Genomic DNA, 24689 nt, shown 5'->3' with positions numbered 1-24689 from the left:
ATCAGAATCCTCCTGTAATTCCCTGAACAGCCACCCGGGCCAGTCTTAAAAACGGCTGGGGATAAAAGAACAGTATAATTGAAACAAGTGCTGTAATCTTCAGCGGAATCAGACACCAGGGCGGCGCTTCTCCGATTTTGTTTTCAAACATGGACGCTTCCGGCGTGCAAAAAAAGGCTTTGTAAACAATGGGCAGAAAATATGCCGCGTTCAGAAAAGAGCTTGAAAGCAGCACCGCCAGCATTACCCACTGATCCGCCTCAAGCGTTCCCAAAACCAGATACCATTTGCTGATAAAACCGCCGCACGGCGGAAGACCAATGACGCTTAATGATCCGATGAAAAACGCGGTCATGGTGATGGGCATTTTTTTTCCGATGCCCACCATCTCGCTGATGTTTTTTATTCCGGTGGTGACAAAAATGGCCCCTGCACAGAAAAACAGGGTAATCTTGCCAAAAGCATGCATGGCAATATGCAGCATCCCGCCTGTCAGTCCTTTTGGAGAAAGAAGGGCCGCACCGAGAACAATATAAGAGAGTTGTCCGATGGTGGAAAAAGCAAGCCGTCGTTTCAGACCGTCCTGGGAAAGCGCGATCAGAGACGCCGTAATAATGGTGAATGATGCAATAACACAGATCAGCGTGTTCAGATGTATGGGCAATCCCGTGGTGATTGTTTTTGAAAGACATTCTGTCCCGAATACGCCGGTAATAACGCGGAATACGCAGAACGCACCGACCTTAACCACCGCAACCGCATGTAGGAGGGCGCTCACAGGCGTGGGCGCTACCATTGCGGCAGGCAGCCAGGAATGAAACGGCATAATCCCGGCTTTGGCAAATCCGAACAGGAAAAGGAGCAGGAGAATCAGATTTATCGCGGGTGTTCCGTGTCCTGTCATAAATCCCTGGTTGGCAAATTCAAGATCGCCGGTCATGTAATATGTGACCAACATAGCAGGAAGGACAAATCCGATTGAGGAGCCGACAATATACAAAAGATATTTCCGCCCCGAACTTCGTGCTTCCATATCCTGATGATGCGTTACCAGGGGATAAGTGGCAAAGGAGAGCATTTCGTAAAACAGATAAAGCGTGAGCAGATTTGCTGAAAATGCCACGCCCACAGTCGCGGACAGAGAAAGTGCAAAAAAACAGAAATAGCGTGTCTGGCTGTGTTCTTTCAGCCCTCTCATATATCCCACGGAATAGGCAGATGTGACAATCCAGAGTGAGGAGGAAACCAGCGCAAAGAGTATCCCGAACGCGTCCACCCTGAATTTAACAGCAAGCCCGGGAAGCACTTTTGCAATGGTGTATTCGATTTCTGCTCCGTGAAGAATCACAGGAACCATCGAGGCAATGATCAGAAATTTGGAGATGGCTGCCGCAAAGGTCCAGCCTTCACGTAAGTTCGGTTTTTTTCCGCTTAAAATAATAAAGGGAACAACGAACAGCGAAATCAGAACAGCAATAAACGGTCTTATAGAAAAAATTGTGTCCATAATGATTTAATAATGAATTCCTTATCTTCTCCCCCTCCATGATAAAATAGTTTTAGATATCCGTTCGTTATGAAAAACAACTATCCCCGGCCGCTTTTATTTCTGAAGAATTTTTGCCTCGGTCTCCTGAACTATTTTTTGAATCATGCCTTCCTGTTCCATTTTCTGCAAAACTGAAGTGATTTTAGGAACAAGCTTTTTATGCTTTTTATGCAAATAATTGTATAATGGCAGTTCAACTAACGGAGGTTCCAAAACTCTCATGCCGCTGCCTTTGAAGTGATTTTTAATGAATACCAATCCGTCCAAATGGGCATAAAGGGCAATATCAATAAGCCCTTTGTCCAGTGACTTAAAAAGTTCTTCAATAAGATTAAAATCATAACGCTTCATTTGCTTTGTAGGGGCATCTGAAAACTGAATTCCCCTGACGATCCCGATCTTATAAGGCTTGAGACTGTCCCAGCCTTTCACGGGGAAGTCCGTATTTTTAGTAAACACAGAGCCTTTGAAAAAAATAATCGGTACCGGAATCCTGATTAAATTGGGACAATGTTTCTCCGTGCCGATAATTCGGAATAGCTCTCCGTCTGTTCTGCCGTTGTTTGCCATTAATAAGGCTCTTTTGGCTGGAAATTTCTTTACGACAATCTGCAACCCGATCCGTTTATAAGCTTCTCTAAGAACCGCCTCACTCAGATCATCTGCCACAGAAGCACTTTGAAAGGTTGAGAATATCAATGGTTCACTCGCAACAAGGGGCCTTACCGTCAAAAACACACTCACTATGGATAAAAAAAATAATGTCTGTTTCATATTTCATGTTATCTGTCCGGTACGACGAACTGAACGATATTTGTCAAAAATACCAACAAAGTGCATACCGATGATGGAAAGTGATATTGCAACTGTCTTTTTGCACTCCGGAAAAGATTGCTGATTTGAGTTTTTATGCAAAAAATCGCTTCGCTCTATTTTTGCACTCCGGAAAAGATTTATGCAAAAAACCGCTTCGCTCTATTTTTGCACTCCGGAAAAGATTTATGCAAAAAATCGCTTCGCTTTATTTTTGCACTCCGGAAAAGATTTATGCAAAAAATCGCTTCGCTTTATTTTTGCACTCCGGAAAAGATTTATGCAAAAAATCGCTTCGCTCTATTTTTGCACTCCGGAAAAGATTTATGCAAAAAATCGCTTCGCTTTATTTTTGCACTCCGGAAAAGATTTATGCAAAAAATCGCTTCGCTTTATTTTTGCACTCCGGAAAAGATTTATGCAAAAAATCGCTTCGCTTTATTTTTGCACTCCGGAAAAGATTTATGCAAAAAATCGCTTCGCTTTATTTTTGCACTCCGGAAAAGATTTATGCAAAAAACCGCTTCGCTCTATTTTTGCACTCCGAAGAAGATTTATGCAAAAAACCGCTTCGCTCTGTTTTTGCACGCCGGAGAAGAAGCAAAAAACCGCTTCGCTCTATTTTTGCACTCCGGAAAGGATTTTTGATCTGATGAATTTTTTTGTGCGCCTATCTGTACAGGGTCCCTTCGTGTTTTAACCAGCCGTTTTCATGACGCCCTTTGGGATCATGATGCGTCCAGTGAATAACTCCCCCTTTTTTGCTCCACTCGTATTCACCATAAAATTCCACTTTATCCCCTTTTCTGAGAGCGTTTATTTTGGGAGCAATGTCAATGTTATGTGCGATTAACAGTGTCTGTCCCCAAGCCAGCCTGATGATAAATCTCTGATGTCGGCTGCCCTTCAGATCATCGGGAAGAATTTTGATGACTTTGCCAACCCCTTTAACCTGTAAGTCACTTTGTTTGTTGTTAAAAGCATTTTTTATCAGCAGGTCTGCCGCACTGTTTTGCAAAGCAGGCTGATCAGCAAAACACAGATTCTCACTGCAGAATCCATACAAAACAAAACCGATTGCAATAATAATGAATAATTTTTTCACGTCTTCCTAAACTCCTGTGTCAAAAGGATTTAATCAAATGATGAGCAGGCTCATCAGCACGAGGACGGAAACACAGCAAAACTAAATTCTGTAATAGATTGAATCAATGTGGTAACTATCGAAGCATATTCGGATTTGGGACACGAGATATCTGCCATAGTTTTTAACGTATTGAAAAATAAGCAATTACGGAGTAAGAGAAGAATTTTGGATATCAAATGACAGGGACTATAACATAACAGATTGCTATTGTAAAATATTTTCAGAAGAGGATAAAGAAAATCGTAACTACATACTAATATTATGCCGTTCCCTGAGCTTGTCGAAGGGAAGTATCCGCTCATAAAGATCACCAGTATATCCCGCGGAATGGCTCTGATCTGATCAGGCTCACAGATCCCGTCAGTCATCGGGAAATAAATGTCTTATCCTCGGATTTCCCTGGGATTCCTGTAAAAGCTGCCCACGTCCGCTGATCCTTTTTCCGCCAATAATCACTGTCAGTTTTTTCACAAGCGATTTCATTTGTTCGGCTTGCTCCTTCAGTTCTTTGGACACGGAAGCTGATTCCTCTGCATTGGCCGCATTTTGCTGACTCACTTTGTCCATATCGTTTACAGCTATGTTCATCTGATCTGTTCCATCAGAAAGTTTTTATGTCATTTCTGCGAAAGCAGGAATCCGCTGTTCCCGGAAGCGATGCATCGGCCAAAAACGAATCCCTGCTTTCGTAAGTTTTTCGGATCAAAACAACCTGATTATCGAGTGAAATGTGTTATGATCAGAAATTATGTTACTGCTTTTTTTGTGCATAAACCGGGTCCACCTTTTGCAACCACCCTTGAATATTCCCATTCCGGGGATACCGCCGATGCAGTTCTCTCAGCATATCCGCGGCATTGTCATTTAATTCATAATATCGGTATATGACGGCCAGCCGGGTCAGCAGCTCGTCAGAATCTTTCGGACATTCGCTCCTGATTTTTTTCTCGGCCCGGATGACTTTATCCAGTGTTTTTTGATCCAAGATAAAAAACGCTCCGCCTCCCTCGGATGTTTTCCCGTTCGCAGTTGCGGAAACCTTCCACGAATAGAGTTCATCAGGTTTCAGGTCTGATTTGTCATAGCTGAGACGATTCTCTTTAGCCGTTGTCTGAAAGCAGCAGCTTCCCAAGGTGTCGTAAATTTTGAGCATGTAATTCCCAGCCCCCTTCACAGGTTGCCATCGGAACAAAATCTGTGAGGAACGCACTGCTGTGTCGGCCAGCCTGAGAATGACAATATTGTGCGACTGCTCATCTCCCCGAAGCACCACAGCACCGCTCTGCTGAACATCTTCTCTGCCCAGCAAGGTTTTTGGGAGGAGATAGTCTGTTTTTGAGGCGATGATCTTGACGTCTCCTTCTTTTTCACTGGCGTCGGTTCCGAGCGTAATTTTTCCAGGACCGGAGATTTCCTCCCGCACGCCCGGGAGAAAATAGTTCAGAACCAGGACAGTATCGGGTTCCAGCCTGATCTTATCCCCTGTTTTCAAGAAATCCAGGAGCATAACTTCCCTGGCCTGTCTGTCTCCTGTCTCATAATATGCCCTGCCTTTTTTAAGATCAACGACCATTGCCGCGTCTTTGGCAGAACAGATCATGCTGCTGATAAAAATCATAAGAATGGAACCTGTTACGGTCACTGCAAATTTTTTCATTATTCCTCCGTTTTTAATTTATGGCGTTTCACTCGATAATCAACTTTTTGACCCGGATCGAACAAAATGCCTGTCATTCCTGCGAAAGCAGGAATCCGTTTTTCGCAGATTTTACGAATCCGGAGACAGTGGATTCCTGCTTTCGCAGGAATGACAGAAAAAAAACTTGAGGATCGAGTTTCAGCCATTAAATCCTGGTCCGAACCTGATGCTCCCTTGTCCGACCCCTGATTTTCCTGATTAAAGAATTTTCAGGATTACCAGCGTATTATCTACATGGATTAGGGATAAGCAAGGATTTTCCCAATAGCTGTTTTTTAATCCCTGCTTATCACTAATCCGTGTAGATCATAACTGATTGCGAGAGATCACGACTCTCCCATAAACACAAATGCCCCCCAGAACAGCGGATTTGCCCCGCCGTATCGTTTCCTCACAACCTCCATCTGTTTCAGTGCGGCGTGTCGGAGGGCCTGATTTCTGTTCATTTTGCCGGAAATGATGTTTTTGTAGAATTCGGTCATAAGTTCCTGAGTTTCCTTATCCGGAACAGACCACAGGCTCATGACCAGGCTCCTTGCGCCGGCCTGGGTGAATGCCCGCCGGAGACCATAGACGCCTTCCCCGGCCCGCACATCTCCCAGACCGGTTTCGCAGGCCGAAAGCACCACCATGTCCGTGCCTCTGAGCTTCAGACCGAGTATCTTTTCCGCGGTGACAAGACCATCACTGTTGTCAGAGGTTTCAGATTTCAGTGCGGTGTTGGCACCGGCAAGGGCAATACCGGAACGGAGGAGGGGATTTTTGAGTTGGGCCATTTTTCTTCTCAGGGATACTGACGGTGTTTGTTCTGACGGGGGTGAGGAAGGGAAGAAACGACCAAAAAATACTTGCTCTTGAAATTGCTTTCTTCTCATCACTTGTATTTCTCTGATAAATTTTTCATCAATAATTTTGTGGTCATCCAAAAAAAAGCCGTGGGTTGCAACGTGCAGAATTTTCGGGGTATTTTTCTGAAACAGAACTTCTTCAAGTGCGGCTTTGTCTGTGTAGAGTTCCGCATTTTTTTTGCCCAGAAGGTTATAAACAGCCTGAGCCTCAGCTTTTGTTTCCGGCAGTTTTTTGAACTTAAAGTCTCTCATATCGGAAGATCGGACAAAGAGGGCATTGTTGTTGCCGGTCTGATTCAGTGCCAGCGCCTTTATGGCGGAAGCCTTTTCCTGAGCTGTCAGATTAAAATCAGGGTCTCCGAAGATCAGTGACTTGCCGCCCTTTTCTCCGCTCTCACCGAATGCGAGGATATCCTTTCCCGATGTCAGATAGGTGAAAGTGTAATTTTCGATGAGAAATTTTTCATCTGGTTTCTGAAACACTTCAAAGGGAATCAGACTCAGATTGCCGTCCGGAGAAATAAAAATATTTTTTACATCTCCGAGTTCTTTTTTCAAAGGGGAAAAGACCAGATCATAAGCATTTCGGGCATATTTTTCCGTCATCCTTCCCATTCTTTTCAGGCTGATCAGCTTTTTGTATCCGGCAATGGCCTTGTCTATGGCTGTTGCATCTCCGAGATCAATCATCGCTATATTGTCCCCTTTGCCGGCATGAAGCACAAATGCCAGATAATGCGGAGGATCCCATTCGTATTGTTCTTTTTCCCGCCCGCGAAAATGAAACGGAAACAGAATCCTCTGATCTTCGGGCATGGCTTTGAAATCAAATGTCGGAGCCAGAACAATCTCAATCAGTGCGGTATCTTCGGGAAGCGCCGCGGCCACCTTTCCGCAATCAGCGTTTGACATCTTCTGTTTCAAAGCAAAAGGCTGGCTTGTCCGGCTCAGTTTCGTTTCCAGCTTTTTTTTCTTCTCCTCCAAGTCCGAGACTTTTTTGTTGTAGCTTTTTTTATTCTCATTTTTCCCCCCTTTGAAAACAAGTTCTGAGAGCTGCTTTCTGGTCTGGGAAAGTTCCTGAAATATTTTCTCTGCCCTGGGATTTTCTGTATAGACGGAAGCTTCCTGAAACACCTTATGGGCCTCCAGAATAATCCCCTTTCTTCTGAGCCAGTGATCAAAGGCTTTTGCCGCTGCTGATGAATCCTGGCTGAGATACTGGCTGACGAGACTGAGAAAAAAATAGAGTCCTCCTTTCTGGGACGTTATGTATTTGATTTTTCCTTCTTCGGAAGCGGTTCCCAATACCCGGTCAATGAGCATGTTGTCTGCTTTCAAGGCTCTGTCAAAAAAGTCAAGGGCCTTGCCGAACTTTTCCGACCTCACATAAAACAGCCCCATTCTTCTGAGATCCGGAGCCAGCGCTTCAAGAGATTTCGCCCTTTCTGCAATGCTGAGAGTTTTTTTCATCAGAGATTCTGCTTTGGCATAATCCTCAATTTTTCCAATCACTTCAAAGAGATCAATATTCATAAATATTGTAATTCTTACGGTACTATCAGAAGCAATTTCACTTAACATCAGAAGCGTTTCAATGTAGGAAATGAAATCTTCGGTTTGTTCTTTTCTTTTCACTTCTCGTATTAGCTCGATCAGCCTGCTTATTACTGAACTGCAAGTTACTCCGCTGAGAGCTTTGGAAGGATTCTGAGCAATCTGAACTAAAAGCTTTTGGTCTGTTATATTATTCAGAGCTGCTTCAAGAACCCCATAATGAGAAGTATGCTGAGCAATATCAGCTAAAACTTTTTGGTCCGTCAGCTTCTTTATTGCTCCTATTCGGACATATTCAGAAGGGGCATTTTGAGCTATATCGGCTAATATTTTTTGGTCATTCAGCTTTTCCGCTGCTGCTTGACGAACCCGATAAGAAGAATCATTTTGAGCAATGACAGCTAATATTTTTTGGTCAGCCAAGTTTTTCACTGCTGCTTCTCGAATCTGATAATCAGAATTATTCTGAGCAATGACAGTTAAGATTTTTTGGTCAGTCAAGTTTTTCATTGCTGCTTGACGAACCCAATAAGAAGAATCATTTTGAGCAATGACAGCAAGAATTTTTTGATCATTCAGCTTTTCCACTGCTGCCTTACGAACCTCATTATCAGAATCATTTTGAGCAATGACAGCTAATATTTTTTGGTCAGCCAAGTTTTTCACTGCTGCTTCTCGAATCTGATAATCAGAATCATTTTGAGCAATGACAGCTAAAATTTTTTGGTCAGCCAGCTTTTCCACTGCTGCTTGACGAACCTCATTATCAGAATCATCTTGAGCAATGACAGCTAAAATTTTTGGGTCAGCCAAGTTTTTCACTGCTGCTTGACGAATTCGAAAATCAGAATCCTTTTGAGCAATGGTAGCCAAGATTTTTTGGTCAGTCAGGTTTTTTATCGCTTTTATTTGGATATCTTCATCAGAGGCATTTTGAGCAATATCAGCTAAAACTTTTTGGTCTGTCAGCTTTTCCACCATTGCTTTCAGCTTTCCCATGGCTGCTTTACGAATCTCATTATCAGAATCCCTTTGAGCAATGACAGCTAAGATTTTTGGGTCATTCAGCCTTTCCACTGCTGCCTTACGAACCTCTTTATCAGAATCCCTTTGAGCAATGACAGCTAAGATTTTTGGGTCATTCAGCCTTTCCAGTGCTGCCTTACGAACCTCATTATCAGAATCATCTTGGGCAATGACAGCAAGAATTTTTTGATCATTCAGCTTTTCCACTGCTGCCTTACGGACCTCATTATCAGAATCATCTTGGGCAATGACAGCAAGAATTTTTTGATCATTCAGCTTTTCCACTGCTGCCTTACGAACCTCATTATCAGAATCATCTTGGGCAATGACAGCAAGAATTTTTTGATCATTCAGCTTTTCCACTTCTACTTTACGAACCTTATCAGAATCATTTTGAGCAATGCCAGCTAAATTTTTTTGGTCATTCAGCTTTTCCACTGCTGCTTCTCGAACCTGATCATTAGAATCGTTTTGAGCAATATCAGTTAAAATTTTTGGGTTGTTCAGCTTTTTCACTGCTACTTTACGAATCCCATAATCAGAATCATTTTGAGCAATGACAGCTAAAATTTTTTGGTCATTCAGCTTTTCCACTGCTGCTTGACGAACCTGAGAATCAAAATAACGAACCGGATATTCAAAATCATTTTGAGCAATGGCAGCCAAAATTTTTGGGTCATTCAGACTTTTCACTGCTACTTTACGAATCCCATAATCAGAATTACATTCAGCAATATTAACTAAAATTTTTGGGTCATTCAGCTTTTCCATTGTTGCTTCTCGAATATGAATATCATAATCATTTCGAGCAATATCAGATAGAATCTTTTCCACCGCTGCTTCACGAACCAGATATTCAGAATCATTTTGAGCAATAGCAGCCAAAATTTTGGGGTCATTCAGCTTTTTCACTGCTGTCTTACGAACATAAAAAAAAGAATCGTTTTGAGCAATATCAGCCAAAACTTTTTGGTCATTCAGCTTTTCCACTGCTGCTTCTCGAACCTGATCATCAGAATCGTTTTGAGCAATATCAGTTAAAATTTTTGGGTTGTTCAGCTTTTTCACTGCTACTTTACGAACCTCATTATCAGAATCCTTTTGAGCAATATCAGTTAAAATTTTTTGGTCATTCAGCTTTTTCACTGCTGCCTTACGAACATAAAAAAAAGAATCGTTTTGAGCAATATCAGCCAAAACTTTTTGGTCATTCAGCTTTTTCACTGCTGCTTCCCGAACCTCATGTTCAGAATCGCTTTGAGCAATATCAGCCAAAATTTTTTGGTCATTCAGTTTTTCCACTGCTGCTATACGAACCCAATAATCAGAATTATTTTGAGCAATGACAGCTAAAATTTTTTGGTCATTCAGCTTTTCCAATGCCGCCTGACGAACCGGATGATAAGAATCATTTTGAGCAATGTCAGCGAGGACTTTTTGGTCAGCCAACTTTTCCACTGCTGCTTCTCGAAGCTGAGATTCGGAATCATTTTGGGCAATTTCAGCTAAGATTTTTTGATCAGTCAGATTTCCAACTGTGCGAATAGATTCAGGAGCGCTTTGGGCAACAACAGCCAAAATTCTTGGATCACTCATATCCAGTACATCAGATAATCCCCTGAAAATGCTAAAGCTGAAAGAATGAAGAAACCCATAAACATTTTTCAAAGCAATATTAGCTAAAAATTCTGGATTGTTTTTATCTGTCGTTTTGCTGGCTGTCTTTTTAGGAATTTCTTTATATAATTCTGCTTTTTCATAATGAGGATTCTGAACAATGTCTTCTGACAGCGTTTGATCTGTCAGCTTTTTCAATGCCAGTTCTTTAAACCAAGGATCCGAATCACTTTGAGCAATATCAGCTAAAATTTTTGGGTCATTCAGCTTTTTCATTGCTGTGCGTCGAATCCAGTCAAGAGAAGCATTTTTCACAATGTCAGCTAAAATTTCTGGGTCATTCAGCTTTTTCAATACTGCTTCAATAACATGTTTATAATGAACATTTTTCAAAATGTCAGCGAGAATTTTTTGGTCTGTAAGCTTTTCCACTGCCGCTTCTTGAAGATTAGTATCATATTTCGCAATTTCACCGATCACTTTTTGGTCTGTAAGCTTCTTCAGTGCTGCTTCTTGAATATCATAATCAGAATTACTTCGAGCAATGTCAGCGAGAATTTTTTCATCTGCCAGCTTTTTCACCACTTCTTCATTGGCATATTTGGTAAAAAGCTTGGCAAGTGATCCCGAAGAATCATTCTGAATAATTTTTGTCAAAACATTTTGATCTGCCAGCTTTGTCAGCCTTTCCACTGCTGCATTCTGAAACCGACTATTCTGAAACCGACCAGAAAAATCATTCAGAGCTATATATGTCAGAAGTTTCTGGTCTCTCAGATTTTTCACTATTTGAAGATTTTCTTCTGATAAATTTTTTGATATTCTTTCCAATACCTGCTGACGGACTTTTTCATTCAGCCCTTCAAGTTTCACACACATCTTCCTTCGGAACTTGAAAAATTTTCTTTGCGAAGCCCGGGGGTCTCCCTGTTTTTTTAATTTTTTGACACATGCCTCATAAGCAGAAATGTTAACAGACATATCAACAACATAATCAATCCATTTCGGATCATTCAGTTTTTTTAATGCGGCATTCTGAGTCTCCGACAATGAATACAATGCGTTTGTCATAAATACAGGATCTGTCAGCTTTTCCGAAGCATTCTGGATTTCCGAATAAGAATTGCCTTTTATCACAACATCAGCCAGAATTTTCTGATCTCTCAGTTTTTTCACTGCCTCTGTACGAACATCTTCATCTGCATCATTTAATGCGATATTAGCCAATACTTTCTGATCTCCGATATTTTTCACTGCCACTGCACGGACATCTTTGTCTGCGTCATTTTGAGCGATCTTAGCCAATATTTTCTGATCTTCCACCTTTTTCACGGCTGCGGCACGTATTTCAGGCAAAGATTCATTCAAGGCGATCTCGGCAATGGCTTTGGGACAGGTCAGTTTGCACAGAGCAACTGTTTTCCGTGCATATATATCCGAGGTGTTTTTTTCCACAAGGCTCAGACTTTCCGGCTCTGTCAGCTTTTCCACTGCCCCGATACGGACATTCCGTTCAGCAGCGTTCTGAGCGAGATGGATTAGCATGTCCTGATCTTTTAATTTTCCGAGTGCTGCCGCACGGACATCCTTCTCGGAATCGTTCTGAGCAACAGCGGCCAGCACTTTCTGGTCATCCACCCTTTCCGCCGCTGCTTTGCGGATATCCGGATCAGAAGCGTTTAATGCCACATCTGTCAGCACTTTCTGGTCATCCACTTTTTCCGCTGCTGCTTTACGAATATCCGGATCAGAAGCGTTTAATGCCACATCTGCCAGAGCCTTCTGATCAAATAATCTTTCCACTGCCTTCCTGCGATCTTTTTCAAGGGGGCTATTCAAAGCCTTATCTGCCAATGCAGCCTGGCCATTCAGCCTTTTCAATGCCAAATTTCTGAGATATGAATTGTTTCCCTTTGCAAAATCCCTTAGAATTTTTTCATCGCACAAAGCTGTAACGGCTGCTTCACGCAACGCTTTATCAGAATTTTTCAATGCGATCTCAGCCAAAAGTGGCTGATTATCCATTTTTAAGACCGCGGCCCTGCGGACATTCAGGGATCTGTCATTGCTTAAAATTTTAGCTAATATGTTGTCATCATTCAGATATTCGAGAGCAGCCTCACGCACACCCGGTTCAGAGGCTTTCAGTGCAATTTCAGCCAATACAGCCTGATCAGTTATCCTTTCCAAAACCTTCTCGGCAACAAGCTCAGAAGAAGCATTCATTGCGATTGATTTCAACGTCCCAAGTTTCAGACCATAAAACGCTATATCACGAATATCCGGATCAGAGGCATTTAAAAATATGTCAGACAAAAGTTTCTGGTCTGTCAGGAATTCGGTAGCAGTTCTCCGAACCTCGGGATCAGAAGCATTTAAGGCAATATCCCCGAGCAACTTTTTATTATCTGCCAATTTATCCAGTATCAATTCAGGATTCGAGGGTTGCGCGTTCAGCAGGACATCCAGCATAAGCTTATGATTGGTCAGTGTTTTTGCAGCGGCTTTCCGAGTGTCCGGGGAATAATCCTCACTCGTTGCTATCTCTGCCATGGCGCTTTGAATCATCAGCGATTCCTCATCACCCAAAGACAGAAGTTTCCGCTCTGCCAGCGATGTGGCAGCAGCTGTCCGAACCTCCAAATTGGAAGCATTCAGGGCAATATTCACGAGGAACTTTTTATTATCAGCCAATTTATCTATTATCAAGTCAGGATTCGGAGGGTCTGCGTTCAGCAACGTATCAAGCATCACCTTTTGGTTGGTCAGTTTTTTTGCAGCGGCTTTCCGAGTGTCCGGGGAATAATCCTCATTCACTGCTATCTCTGCCAGATCAGTTTGAATCGTCAGAGACCCCCCATCATTAAAATCCTGTCCTATATTAATCAGCTTTTTTATCAATTCCTTACGGGTATCCGCATAAGAGACTTTTGCCGCTATATTGGATAGTATTTTCTGGTCAGACAATTTTTCCAAAGCTATTCTGGCAATATCCCACTTACTTTTTAAAACAACTTGTAACAGTAGTTTCTGTTCGTTCAATTTTTCTGCTGCCAGTTTACGAACATCCGGATAAGCCGCATTATTCAACGCTGTTTCAGATAAGAGATTTTGATCAGTCAGTTTTTTTACAGCCGACTTGCAAATAGATAAAGATGACCCGTTCGCTACTTTAGCCAGAACTTTTTGATCGGTCAGCTTTTCTACCGCCACCTTACGAACATCTGAAACATAAGAATTTAATGCCAGAACAGCCAATGCTTTTTGATCATCTATTTTTTTCACTGCTTTGACGCGTATTTCTTGGTCAGAAGCGTTCCGAGCAAGACGGATTAACATCTCCTGATTTTCCAATTTTTCGACTGCCGCCACCCGTACCTGTTTATCAGAATCATTCTGAGCAATGGTGGCCAGCTTTTCCAGAGCTGCTTTGCGAATGTCGGCATCAGAGCCGTTCGTTGCCATTTCAGCCAGCAAATTCTGGTCGGAGAGCTTTTTCAGGGCCGCCTTGCGAATATTTGAATCAGGGCCGTTCATGTTCGTTGCTATCTTAGCCAGCAAATCCTGGTCGGAGAGCTTTTCCAGGGCCGCCTTGCGAACATTTGAATCAGGGCCGTTCATATCCGTTGCTATCTCAGCCAGCAAATTCTGGTCGGAGAGCTTTTCCAGGGCCGCCTTGCGAATATTTGAATCAGGGCCGTTCATATCCGTTGCTATCTCAGCCAGCAAATTCTGGTCGGAGAGCTTTTCCAGGGCCGCCTTGCGAATATTTGAATCAGGGCCGTTCATATTCGTTGCTATCTCAGCCAGCAAATTCTGGTCGGAGAGCTTTTCCAGGGCCGCTTTGCGAACATTTGAATCAGGGCCGTCCATATCCGTTGCTATCTCAGCCAGCAATTTCTGGTCAGAGAGCTTTTCCAGAGCCGCCTTGCGAATGTCCGAATCAGGGCCGTTCATATCCGTTGCTATCTCAGCCAGCAAATTCTGGTCGGAGAGCTTTTCCAGGGCCGCTTTGCGAACATTTGAATCAGGGCCGTCCATATCCGTTGCTATCCTAGCCAGCAAATTCTGGTTGGTTATTTTTTCCAAGGCTGTTGTGCGAGCATCCGAATCGGATGTCTTCCGAATAAAATAAGCCAGCATCTGATTATTCAGTTTTTTCAATATGATGTTACGAAATCCCGGAACAGGAGCTTTCAGAGCCACCTCTGCCAAAATCTTATCAACAATCTGTATTTCCAGGGGGTTGTTTGCTATAAAATACAAAACAAACGTAAACACCAGTGCCGCCGCCAAGATCAGTTTTCTCTTTTTTCCGCTTCTGCTTTTTTTCCTGACCGGCAACGCCTGATCCGAATCGGCCTTGCTGTCTTTCTTATCTGTGGGAACAGATTTTACCGTTTGCTCCGACTCTTCTTTCCCGATATTTGCAGCAGGCAGAATCTCATTTTCCAGCTCGCTCTCTTTTTTCCTGATCGGCAACGCCTGATCCGAATCAGCTCCGCTGTCTTTCTTATCTGTGGGAACAGGCTCGGCCGTTTGCTCAAGTTTTTCCTTTTCAGCATTTTCAACAGGCGAAATTTCATTTTTCGGCTCGGTCTCTGGTTTTCGGGGGGTTGTGATCTCCTGCTTCCCAACAAAAGGAATATACAGCGAAGCCTTGCAGGAAGGGCACTTCACCCGTTTGCCAGCGAACTCTGTCGGCGCATTGATCTTTTTTCCGCAATTTCGGCAGTTCACTCGGATACCTGTGGCGGCTGCTTTTCCAGGCTTTTTCTTTCCCCCGGTTTGTTCGGGAAAAGAAATATTCTGTTTTTCAGAAGGAATATGCAGCGAGCAGCCGCATCCCGGGCATTTTACCCGTTTCCCTGCGTATTTTTCAGAAGCTCTGATGTTTTTCCCACAGTTTTCGCATGTTATGTGAATAGGCATTTTATCCTCTCTTAATTCTGTAAACGGAAAATCTCATCCGTGCAGATTTATTTTCATGGTCATCACTGATAGCGGCTACAAATATGCCGCCCTTACAGGGCTTGGTCGGCCCTCCCCTAAATCCGTTATAATCAGTATTTTTTTGAAGAGTTGCTCCCTGCGATGCGGAGCGTCCGGTAAGAAGTGCAAGCACTGCCTTGTGCGAACACTGAAACCCGATGATCAAGTTTTTTGACCCGGTTCGAACAAAAAGTTTGTTATTCCTGCGAAAGCAGGAATCTGTTTTTGGCAGATGCGGCGATTCCGGGAGCAGTGGATTCCTGCTTTCGCAGGAATGACAGAAAAAAAATTTGATTATCGAGTGAAATACAGACTCACAAGGCGCAGCCTTGCACGCCGGATATCGGTCTTACAGAGACAAACAGCGACAGGTTATTTTTTTCCTACCGCCTCAGACAAATCGGTAAGTTTTGCATCTCCGTCCACTGCGTGTTTTATCGAATGAGAGGGAGCAAGATACATGACAGGCTTGTTTTTTTCGGTATATCCTGCCCGGGACAAAGTTCCGATCACCTTGCCCGTTAGTTTGCTTATGACCGGTGACCCGCTCTGAGATTGAAACTCAACATGATCTTTAAGGATCACGGCATGATAATTTTCCTGTGTTTCCGTAACCATGCCGTCAACCAGAGTATATCCTGCGGGAGATTGGGGATCTTTGTTGGGAAACCATACGCCCTCATGTCGTTTCAATCTCACCCGGTCATCAAGTTCAAGCACACAACTGTCCGGCACGGCATTTTCCGGGGGCATTATCAGGTAATCATAACGCAGATCCATAGGAAAGTCGGAACCGCCATTGCCCAGTTTCCCCCATATCCTGGCAAAAGAAGCGACAGGTTCAAATCTCTCCTCCGAAATGTTCAACCAGTAAGCTTTTTTCAAGCGGGAACCCTCGGTGTCTATGAAATGCGAACTTGTGACAGCGGCAATTTGCTTGTCAGAGGATGACACAAAAAAGCCTGTGCCCTGAAATGTGGGTTCCGCATCATTCCAGACAAACATCGGCTGAAACAATATCGGAGAACTGGGAGCGCTGATATTTCCGTCATATTTTACCTTTTCCTCATTGTAATAATTTTCCTCACCCGGCCCCGCAGGCATGATCAGGCTAATCAGGCCAACTACAAGGACGAATCCCAAAATTCATGTTCCCCAGATTGCCCATTTTTTCTGAACCCTCAGGAGATGTTCGACACTGTCCCATTTTACATTCCGCCATGCCCATTCGTTTCCCTTCACACCAAGAACAAAACGCATGGGGATATTTACCAAAGGAACAAGGCAAAGCAGGGCAATATTTGTCCGGTTGCCCAGTCCCCATATCCAGCTCAGAAAAAAAGCCCCCCAGTTCCACTTTCTGATTTCGGGCGGAACAATTGCCGCGTTTCCCTGTCCGGATGTATTCGCAGTCTGAAAAACTTTATTCCGGACAGCGGAGAGTTCTTCCCTGCACGGGGCGCAGACATATTTTTTTGTCCTGCTTTTGTGATAGAAAATGTTCTCGGATGACAGTTCTCCCCCGCAGCGGCGGCAACGGTCTTTTCCCTGCATGTCAGGCGGAAGGTCGTTTTCACCCCAGTCTTCCCCCTGATTCAGCCCTCTCAGGCATCTCCCGCAAACGGGCATTTCTGTCTGCTCTTCCCATTCGGTTAATTCCTGATGATCTGATACATTTTTTCCGCAATGATCACAAACGATTTTCATCTTCTCCTCCTTTTTGAATATTAGATTTTATAACATAAGCATCATAATAAGTACCTGGACAAAGGTTTTTCGGTATTTTTATCCAAATCTCATTTAAGCCAGTTCGGGAATTTTGCTGATAATTTTACCTGAAAATATATGTCCAGGTACTTATGTCTTCTGAAACTCGGACAGAAATCAGGCCAATCCCCAAATCCTTTAATCTGGGTTCGGACAACCCCGCCAAAGGCAATGACGATTTTGACATATCACACCCATAAAATCACTTCAAACTTTTAATGTTTTGCTGGTCAGGGATAATTTGTGAAACCTCCTTAATCCCCGGTAATCTGCGGTTCAGATCGCCCCGGAGCCGGAATAATCTCAAATTTCCCCAATCTGCACGAATCTGTGGTTCAAATCGCCCAGTCATTCCGGTTCTCCCAATCCCTTGAAACCCGTCTGTCTGAGTGAATTTTTCCTAATTGCCGAAGCTTTTTTGTGCAGTGATTCCGCTTTGCGGTAAAGTAAAGACGGCGTATGAAGTTCTATATCTTCGTCCAGTCTTTGTGCGGCCCGGGGATGATCCGTTCCCAGCGCCTGTCTGCACATCATCAGTTTCTCCATGAACTGCGGGTTTGCTCTGGCGTAATCTCCCGCTGCTTTGCAAACATCTGCCAAGCCGTCCATAATATCAGCTAATTCAGGACATTGCGATTCGCCAATTTTCTCACCTATGTCGGCAAAATTCCGGCATAAAGATGTTGCACAGAGATAAGTATCTTCGCTCTTAATAAACCCCTCTTCTTTATTTTTAAAAAGAGATAACATACGAATGAGCGTTTGCAGCGTTTCAGGATGTCCGAGTCCCAGAGATTCTGTCTTTACGGAGAGAGATTTGTTATATAGAGACATTGCTTCGGCTGGGTCTCCGTCTTTTTCATACGCCGATGCCAGATCATCCGTGAGCCTGAGCGCATCAGGATGTTCCGGACCGAGAGCCTTCTCCGTCATATCCAGTGCCTCTTTATATTCCTTTATTACATAATCACCTGCTGATCCCCACCAAAACGTAAGAAACCATGCGCTAAAGGCTTTGAATTGGGCCACATCAGGATAATCGGGAACAGAAGCTTTTATTATCTCTTCAATCGCTATCTTCATATCAAATGAAGACCTACGATCACCCCGATTCATGTATCCGAATAGCTTTTTATATAACAGCGTCAGATTTTGCTCTTCCGAAGAAATTGCAAATTTTGAAAGAAAAAAAAACGCATTATGTCTGATATTCTTTCTGGTATCCTCCGTATAAAACAGAACGATATCCCATGCCTTTTTGCTGCCGATTTGGGCAAGAACAGAGAATATACTAATGCAAGTAATCTCATCAATATAAATATCTTTTTTTAATTTGGAAGCCAGAAAATCAACCGTGTCGTCATTTTTGAAAAAATTTCCGAGTAACCAGACAGCGTTATATTCGACTTCCATCATCTCATCGTCACTTGCTCGGCGCAGGCCTTTTTCAATATCAGGAATTTGGCGCAGAAGCTCTTCTTTGTGAAAACCTCTTATGATACTCAGATACTCAATACAGATGCTTGCTGTAGCTCGCACCAAGGGATTTGGATCGTCAATCATCAATTCGATCATCCTGTATTTTATCTCCACATTGTGAGGACTATGATAATAGAAACAAACGATCTGTTCCACAATAGGAACAAGGCGGACGCTGATTGCCGGCGCATATTTCACCATCATTTTTACGGGATATGCAGGGAAAAATATAAGCCCGGCAATCCACAAAAGGATGAACAGACCTGCGGTGATTTTTGCCGTTATGACAACAGGTCTTATGTTCAGACCCCGCAGATGCTTTCTGAATATGAATGCTGACACCGCCAGCACAATAAAGAGGACAAAAAATCCGCCTTTATATTCTGTTCTCACTGCTACGCCAAAGTGCTTTCTCAGAGACAGTTCGTCATCATAACGGTCGCAGATATTCCGGTATCCATCACGGGTGAGAGGACTCCGCCCGGGGCGCTCAAATTCAAGAAAAATATCCGTGGGAAGATAGTAATTCGTGGGTACAAATACCGGTTCGACATTACCTCTGACATCCGGTTCATCATTGTATTTGTAAACCACGCGTTCAAGCCTGACTCCGGCAGTGGCCCAATAATGGACGGATACCAATTCATCAAACGCGGGCACAACTACCCGTGTATCTCTGCCCAGATCCGGGTCGTCCGTCAGGGAGGAGAGCCATTGGGAAGCCGTGTTTTTTGCGGCGGCAATGTCCTCGTCATTCATCTCATCCTCCAGATAGAGCGGACGCTGACCGATTTCCGGAGCCAGCCGTTCATATAATCCGTAGCAGAGCAGTGCCATGTTCCTGAGTTCCGTGTCGAGGTCGGTCTCAAGGGGCGGAGAGTTTTCATTACTTCTGTGAATCTGCCTGAGAAATTCCTGACCCAGCACGGCGTGCATGGCATTTCTCAGAAAACGATATGCACGGGCATAGCGAAGATAAACCGTGGCCGTAGGTTCAGCCGAAAATTTCGGCCCGATCTCGATCTTTCGCTTTTTTTTCGGCTCACCTCCGCCGTCGCATGCCGCTAAAGGTACTGCAAGATGCTTGATATGCGTATCCCGATGTTTTGTAAGGCTGGTTTTGAAGGCATTTTCCAGACGCTTTTTGTAATTGTCGGACAGTCTGAGTTTGTGGGATTCCCGGGCTTTTTCAGGAAGAAGCAGGGTTTCCATCGCATACCATTGATAATCATACCACCCGGAATCCGGCTTGGGTTCCAGAGATATCTTTCCGCTTCTGACAGCGTCTATGACAACCTGCATGGGGCTTGTGCCGGGGGGCAGTATCAGTCCGTTCAGGATGGCGGTTTCCTTGCTTTCCGAGTATGAGACAAGGGCAAAACGAGCGCCATTTCCGAAACGCGGGTATAATTCTCTACGGATATTTTCCATTGTTTCAGGTTCGAGCATCTCGTCAATGCTCATTCCGGAAGGCAGCGCTGCCGCGATATCCTCAAATGACAGAGAGACCGGGGGATTTGTGAGTTTCGAGTCAAATTCCCTGAACCGTGCAAAAGCTTCGGAGAGTTTTTTATCCTGTGAGATGACGGCGGCGAGAACGATGCACACGGGCAGTTTCTCACTGATATCAAACCCCCGGGAAAGATAGTGATCCTGCATAAACATGGCTCGGAGCTGTTCGTTCCATGTCCAGAATCCCGCAGGCTCAGACAGGAAAGCCAGCTTTTCCTTTCGGACTTTGTCAGCCATATCCGAACCGAGCCGGGGTTCGTTTCCGCCCAGACTCAGAGCGCTTGCCAGATGAACAGCCGCAGATTCGACGGCTTCTCTTTTCTCCTCGGGAGTCCGGGCGAGCAATTTTAGCACTTCATCCAGCAGTGCCGAAAGCGCGGCTGCCTTGCTCAGTCGCTCGTCTCCGGGAAGGCCCTGCTGAAGCGCCGCCTCCAGCGCGGCACACAGACCGTCGTCAAACTGCTTGAGTTTGCCCTGCACGAGATGTACCGACGGGATGAGCGGCAGACCCGAATCCCGGCAATATTCAAGTGCTGCCTTGTAATCCCGGAATATTTTACCGCAGTGCTTATCCGGCTTTGCCACGTCAAGGCCAAAAGTGGCCATACCGTTGTTTATCGTGTATTTGGTTCCGTCAGGCCCGGTCTTTTCAATGTCGGCAGCCTCACCGGAAAAATCTTTTATATCCCACTGCGGCGCAAAAAAATCAAACAAAATTCCGAGTCCGATCAGGCCGAGAATAATCAGGCCGGCGATAATCTTGGCGACAATTTTCAATATCCGGAGATACGATCTTTTTTTCATCACTGATCTTCCATTTCTTGTTCATCAATAGAACCCTCTGAATCAATACGATATATTTTACTGCCCCTGATATGCGAGGCGCAGATCGAAAGTGTTTCCTTTTTTCCGGATTCGACAACTATCTCAACATCTTCAGAGGGTTTGAAGCCGTATTCTTCCAAAACTTCCAATGTCACAACTCCCTCGGGGAACTGTTCAAAATAAGTCTGCGATGCTGTACGGGCATTTTTGATCTGGTTATATGCTGCGCTATCAGCCTTCATTAAATCACGCGCTTCATTCATCGTTGAAACCATCGTCAGCCCAAGCCATACACCTATCAGAAAAGTGGTAAGATTGGCTATCAGGGTCGCCGTCGCTATCCTGCTCGGACTCGGCATGTTTTTATGCTTGTGAGAATTTTTTTTGAAAAGCCCCTGATAATAACAATCCTCTATGCAGAGCGGTATGATTTCGGCAAAATACAATATGAACACACCTGCAATCGCAGTCAGGGGATATGATATCAGATGAATTTTTATAACAGACCATAAAGAGATTTTTGATTTGCCTATCAACACCAGATCAAGAACAAGCCACTCGATAATCATTGTGGGAAAAGCCAGGAATATTTCCGGTCCGAAAATTCCGTAAACCCTGGGAGCAAACATATTTGCAAAAGACACTTTGGAAATAATAAGGATAACGGAAAGAAACGATATGGGTAATAAGCATTTATTTCATTTTCCGGAATCTCCTCCAAGGGCTATTTGTGAAATAAACTCCGGAGTGCAAAAATGAAGTGAAGCGCAACGGAACGAAATTTTTACACCCGCCAAACAAGACTGTAAAAATTCCGCTCCTTCGCACCATTTTTGCACACCGAAGTTAGGTTTGCAGTCCAGAGTCAGCTATGAAAGATGTTCTTTCAGAGCGTGACACAGTGAACGAATGACCCCCTGGGCCGTCTGGGGATGCTTTGCCATAAGGTCATAAAGAGAAGCTTGCTCCAGATGGAGGAGACGCATTTGGCCTACTGCCGTGATGTCATAAGGACATGGCTCGTCCGCAAGAATGGCCAGTTTTCTGAAAACAGATCCCCGCTCCAGAAGGGCCAGCTCCGTGTCTCCGTCACACACGGAGAGCCTGCCTTCCGTGACCACATAGATGTTTAAACGGGCCTTCATACCTGGTACCATCCGGCAAAGTCCAGACCCCTTTTCCGTAAGGCACCCTATATTTAAACTGTCCTGTCCATTCAGAACCATCAGAAAAGGTTTCGGTTCCGTTGCCGTGAGGCATACCATTGCGGAACTGTCCTTCATAAGATTCTAACCTGGATTTAGGACATTCTTCCTCATCCGAGGAGAATAAATCCAGGTCAATATCAATATCAAAGTCCTGATAAGGGTCATTCTGCTCTTGAACAGCAACATTCCAATATTTTATAAGCCCATGACCGTGAAACATCCCATTCCTGAACTGGCCCGTATATTTGGTACCATCGGGAAAGGTGACTTTGGCCTCACCCTCGTATTTCCTACCGTCGGGAGAAATTATGGCCGTCCATCTCTGAGACCGGCCCATTTTAAACAGACCCGTGCATTCGGAACCGTCAGGCAGGGTCCATGTTCCCTCTCCATGGGGCCAGCCATTCCTCAAGCGTCCCTGATATTTATATCCCTCATATTTATGCCCCTTCGGATAAGTTTTGATCACATTCCCATGAACCTTGCCATGTCTGAACCGAAGCTCATACTTTGTTCCGTCGGCAGCGGTTATGACCGCCTCTCCGTGAGGCTCGCCCCGTTTGAGCTGTCCCTCATACATAATATGGGAAAAAGTCACTGTTCCCGATCCATGGGGCAGTCCCCGTCTGAACTGTCCCTCATATTTGTATCCATATACCGTACTTCCTTCATCTGAATCGAACAAATTAAAGTTTTCCGCCACATCAACCATATCAAGCAGATCAAAATAAACGCTGTATCTGAAATAATGACTATGCGTTAAGATTCCCTGTCCGTGAAACATCCCATTTTCAAACTGACCTTCATATTCAGTGTCAGGAAAGGTCACGGTTCCTCCCCCTTCATATTTCTTCCCGTCGGCCCGGGTCACGATTCCTCGCCCCCCGCATGTGCCATGTTCAAACTGACCTGTGTATCGGGAACCGTCGGGAAATATCCATGTTCCCTTCCCGTGAGGTCTGGCACGTTGAAAAAGCCCCTCATATTTGTGACCGTTCGGATAGCTTATACGTCCCTGTCCGTGAGCTACGCCATCTTTAAACTGCCCCTCATATCTCGTACCATCCGAAGAACGCTTGATTCCGTGCCCGTGATGCAGGCCCTTTCTGAACTGCCCCTCATATGTCTTTGTGCCGTCTGAAAGAATGGTGGCTCCCTGTCCGTGGGGAAGACCTTTTTTAAAGTGTCCCGCGTATTCATAATTACGAAAGAACATCCTTCCCTCTCCGTGAGGCAACCCCCTTTTTAAAGGCCCCGCATATCTGCTGCCATCAGGGAGAATCACGTTTCTCGGTTTGTCTTTGGCAGTGCTTCCAAGAGCCTCAAAAAGAACCCGCCGGGATACTGTGACCCCGTCTGCTCCTGCGGCCAGCGGTTTGCCGTACTCTTCTTCTAACCCCAGGGCAAGCCAATTCATATCCCCGAATCTTCTACAGTAAATGATAATGGGAATATCTTTGTCTCCTTTCCTGATTTCCCGAATCAGCTCAATGCCGGCATGTTCATTGTACTTTCCGTTTTCCATCCGTCCCATATCAGAGATGATCCGATCAAACTTTTCGGATTCGAATTTCTTCATTGCTTCCGAGGAAGATGTCGCTGTAATCACCCGGGTTCCGCCCCGGGTGAGGATATCTGTTTCCTCACGGTTGTTCTCCGGCTCATCATCAACCCATAGGACGGCCTTCAGATGGGAAAGATCAGGTTTTTCTTCTGAATCTGAAACTTCCGACGAAATAAACGTTATATGAATCACGCATTCGTCGGACACAAGGGACGATCCCCTGATTTCCGGCCCCTCAAAGCGATGGTCGTAGCCCCTGCCTATGGATTTGAAGCGGCTCTCCTCACATTTGCCGGCCCTCTCCAAAAAGTCCCTGGCCCTGGCAAGAGAAGGCTGTTCCTCTGTCCGGCTCTTTCTGAGCAGCAGCGCATCCATGGCGTAACTCTTCGCCAGTTGCGGATGAACCGCCTTGTATGCTTTTTCATACGAGAGCATGTCCAGCCCGACAGCCTGCCCATTGATGAAAAACAGACTCCCCCGCTGACCCGGCACATATTCAAATGCCTGAATGTATTCGTCCAGTTCCGCACTTTTTGCCGTATAGGCATCCCGCATGGCCCCCGTGGGCGATGACGTGCCTGCCATTCCGTGCATTCCCTCAATGTCTGACCAGATACGGTGCTGATCTGAAGAATAGCCCCGGTGACTATGCAGCGATGCCGACACAGAGGACATGTTAAAACACCTGAGCTGGGAGGAGAGCATGTGTTCGGAATGGGAAAATTCAGGTGATGAATATCTCCAGCGTCCCTGCTCCGTGCAGCTTACGGGGATGACGGCCTCCGTGTTTCCAGTGAGCAGGACGGAGGTGTTCAATATCCGGTTCTGCTTGGCCCCCGTGAGTTCTTCGCCGTCAACCAGGAGAACCCATTGATCAGAGGGGTTAATCACCCGGAGTTCCGGCACGGAGCCGGAACGGTCTATTTCGGTGATGGTTATCAGTTTTACGTCCAGGGCCTCTTTGAGCGTAAGGTATTCAAGGCCGCTTCTGACAGATGTGAAAAGCGGCACCATTGCCATGTTTCCGAAACACTGCAATTCTCCCAAGCTGAGTTCTGCGATGTAGCTGCTGATCATCGGATCCATTTT

13 protein-coding genes are annotated in these 24689 nt (G+C 44.7%); 1 reads left to right on the top strand and 12 read right to left on the bottom strand.

What is annotated here, in order from left to right; genetic code table 11:
- Position 1 precedes the first annotated feature (1 nt).
- Positions 2-1507, bottom strand: a complete 1506-nt coding sequence (locus dnm_RS28365) for a monovalent cation/H+ antiporter subunit D family protein (protein ID WP_207680236.1) — start codon at positions 1505-1507, stop codon at positions 2-4.
- A gap of 96 nt (positions 1508-1603) precedes the next feature.
- On the bottom strand, positions 1604-2323 hold the full coding sequence (locus dnm_RS28360) for a substrate-binding periplasmic protein (protein WP_207680235.1): 720 nt from the start codon (positions 2321-2323) through the stop codon (positions 1604-1606).
- Positions 2324-2458: 135 nt separating this feature from the next.
- On the opposite strand from dnm_RS28360, the gene dnm_RS28355 reads away from it, so the two are divergent.
- A complete protein-coding gene (locus dnm_RS28355; protein WP_207680234.1) occupies positions 2459-3010 on the top strand; it encodes a hypothetical protein in 552 nt (183 codons plus the stop codon).
- Between the two features lie 22 nt (positions 3011-3032).
- Here dnm_RS28355 and dnm_RS28350 read toward each other — a convergent pair whose 3' ends face one another.
- The 10 genes from dnm_RS28350 to dnm_RS28305 all read right to left on the bottom strand — a co-directional run bounded on the left by dnm_RS28350 (position 3033) and on the right by dnm_RS28305 (position 24686).
- Positions 3033-3467: a DUF3465 domain-containing protein gene (locus dnm_RS28350; protein WP_207680233.1), complete on the bottom strand. Its 435-nt coding sequence runs from the start codon at positions 3465-3467 to the stop codon at positions 3033-3035.
- A gap of 402 nt (positions 3468-3869) precedes the next feature.
- Positions 3870-4097: a hypothetical protein gene (locus tag dnm_RS28345; RefSeq protein WP_207680232.1), complete on the bottom strand. Its 228-nt coding sequence runs from the start codon at positions 4095-4097 to the stop codon at positions 3870-3872.
- A 163-nt stretch (positions 4098-4260) separates the two neighbouring features.
- Positions 4261-5166, bottom strand: a complete 906-nt coding sequence (locus tag dnm_RS28340) for a hypothetical protein (protein WP_207680231.1) — start codon at positions 5164-5166, stop codon at positions 4261-4263.
- Positions 5167-5534: 368 nt separating this feature from the next.
- Positions 5535-15185 (bottom strand): CHAT domain-containing protein, encoded by a 9651-nt coding sequence (locus tag dnm_RS28335; protein ID WP_207680230.1) that lies wholly within the window; start codon positions 15183-15185, stop codon positions 5535-5537.
- A gap of 432 nt (positions 15186-15617) precedes the next feature.
- Entirely contained in the window at positions 15618-16388 is a 771-nt protein-coding gene (locus tag dnm_RS28330; protein WP_207680229.1) for a trypsin-like peptidase domain-containing protein, read from the bottom strand.
- 3 nt (positions 16389-16391) lie between these two features.
- Entirely contained in the window at positions 16392-16952 is a 561-nt protein-coding gene (locus dnm_RS28325; protein WP_207680228.1) for a hypothetical protein, read from the bottom strand.
- Between the two features lie 408 nt (positions 16953-17360).
- Positions 17361-20807, bottom strand: a complete 3447-nt coding sequence (locus dnm_RS28320) for a tetratricopeptide repeat protein (RefSeq protein WP_207680227.1) — start codon at positions 20805-20807, stop codon at positions 17361-17363.
- Entirely contained in the window at positions 20807-21457 is a 651-nt protein-coding gene (locus tag dnm_RS28315; RefSeq protein ID WP_207680226.1) for a hypothetical protein, read from the bottom strand. The genes dnm_RS28320 and dnm_RS28315 overlap by 1 nt, the downstream gene beginning before the upstream one ends.
- Positions 21458-21697: 240 nt before the next feature.
- Positions 21698-21973 (bottom strand): cyclic nucleotide-binding domain-containing protein, encoded by a 276-nt coding sequence (locus dnm_RS28310; protein ID WP_207680225.1) that lies wholly within the window; start codon positions 21971-21973, stop codon positions 21698-21700.
- Entirely contained in the window at positions 21918-24686 is a 2769-nt protein-coding gene (locus dnm_RS28305; protein ID WP_207680224.1) for an ARPP-1 family domain-containing protein, read from the bottom strand. Before dnm_RS28305 ends, dnm_RS28310 begins: the two co-directional genes overlap by 56 nt.
- Positions 24687-24689 lie beyond the last annotated feature (3 nt).

Source organism: Desulfonema magnum (genome assembly GCF_017377395.1).
GTDB lineage: Bacteria > Desulfobacterota > Desulfobacteria > Desulfobacterales > 4be13 > Desulfonema_C > Desulfonema_C magnum.
The sequence above is the reverse complement of the archived record's forward strand: the minus strand, read 5'-3'. Positions and strand labels throughout refer to the sequence as shown.

What these genes read in the sequence shown, in the direction of transcription:
- dnm_RS28365 (WP_207680236.1), bottom strand. Translation starts at nt 1,507, where the DNA reads ATGGACACAATTTTTTCTATAAGACCGTTTATTGCTGTTCTGATTTCG.
- dnm_RS28360 (WP_207680235.1), bottom strand. Translation starts at nt 2,323, where the DNA reads ATGAAACAGACATTATTTTTTTTATCCATAGTGAGTGTGTTTTTGACG.
- dnm_RS28355 (WP_207680234.1), top strand. Translation starts at nt 2,459, where the DNA reads ATGCAAAAAATCGCTTCGCTCTATTTTTGCACTCCGGAAAAGATTTAT.
- dnm_RS28345 (WP_207680232.1), bottom strand. Translation starts at nt 4,097, where the DNA reads ATGAACATAGCTGTAAACGATATGGACAAAGTGAGTCAGCAAAATGCG.
- dnm_RS28340 (WP_207680231.1), bottom strand. Translation starts at nt 5,166, where the DNA reads ATGAAAAAATTTGCAGTGACCGTAACAGGTTCCATTCTTATGATTTTT.
- dnm_RS28335 (WP_207680230.1), bottom strand. Translation starts at nt 15,185, where the DNA reads ATGCCTATTCACATAACATGCGAAAACTGTGGGAAAAACATCAGAGCT.
- dnm_RS28325 (WP_207680228.1), bottom strand. Translation starts at nt 16,952, where the DNA reads ATGAAAATCGTTTGTGATCATTGCGGAAAAAATGTATCAGATCATCAG.
- dnm_RS28320 (WP_207680227.1), bottom strand. Translation starts at nt 20,807, where the DNA reads ATGAAAAAAAGATCGTATCTCCGGATATTGAAAATTGTCGCCAAGATT.
- dnm_RS28315 (WP_207680226.1), bottom strand. Translation starts at nt 21,457, where the DNA reads ATGTTTGCTCCCAGGGTTTACGGAATTTTCGGACCGGAAATATTCCTG.
- dnm_RS28310 (WP_207680225.1), bottom strand. Translation starts at nt 21,973, where the DNA reads ATGAAGGCCCGTTTAAACATCTATGTGGTCACGGAAGGCAGGCTCTCC.
- dnm_RS28305 (WP_207680224.1), bottom strand. Translation starts at nt 24,686, where the DNA reads ATGGATCCGATGATCAGCAGCTACATCGCAGAACTCAGCTTGGGAGAA.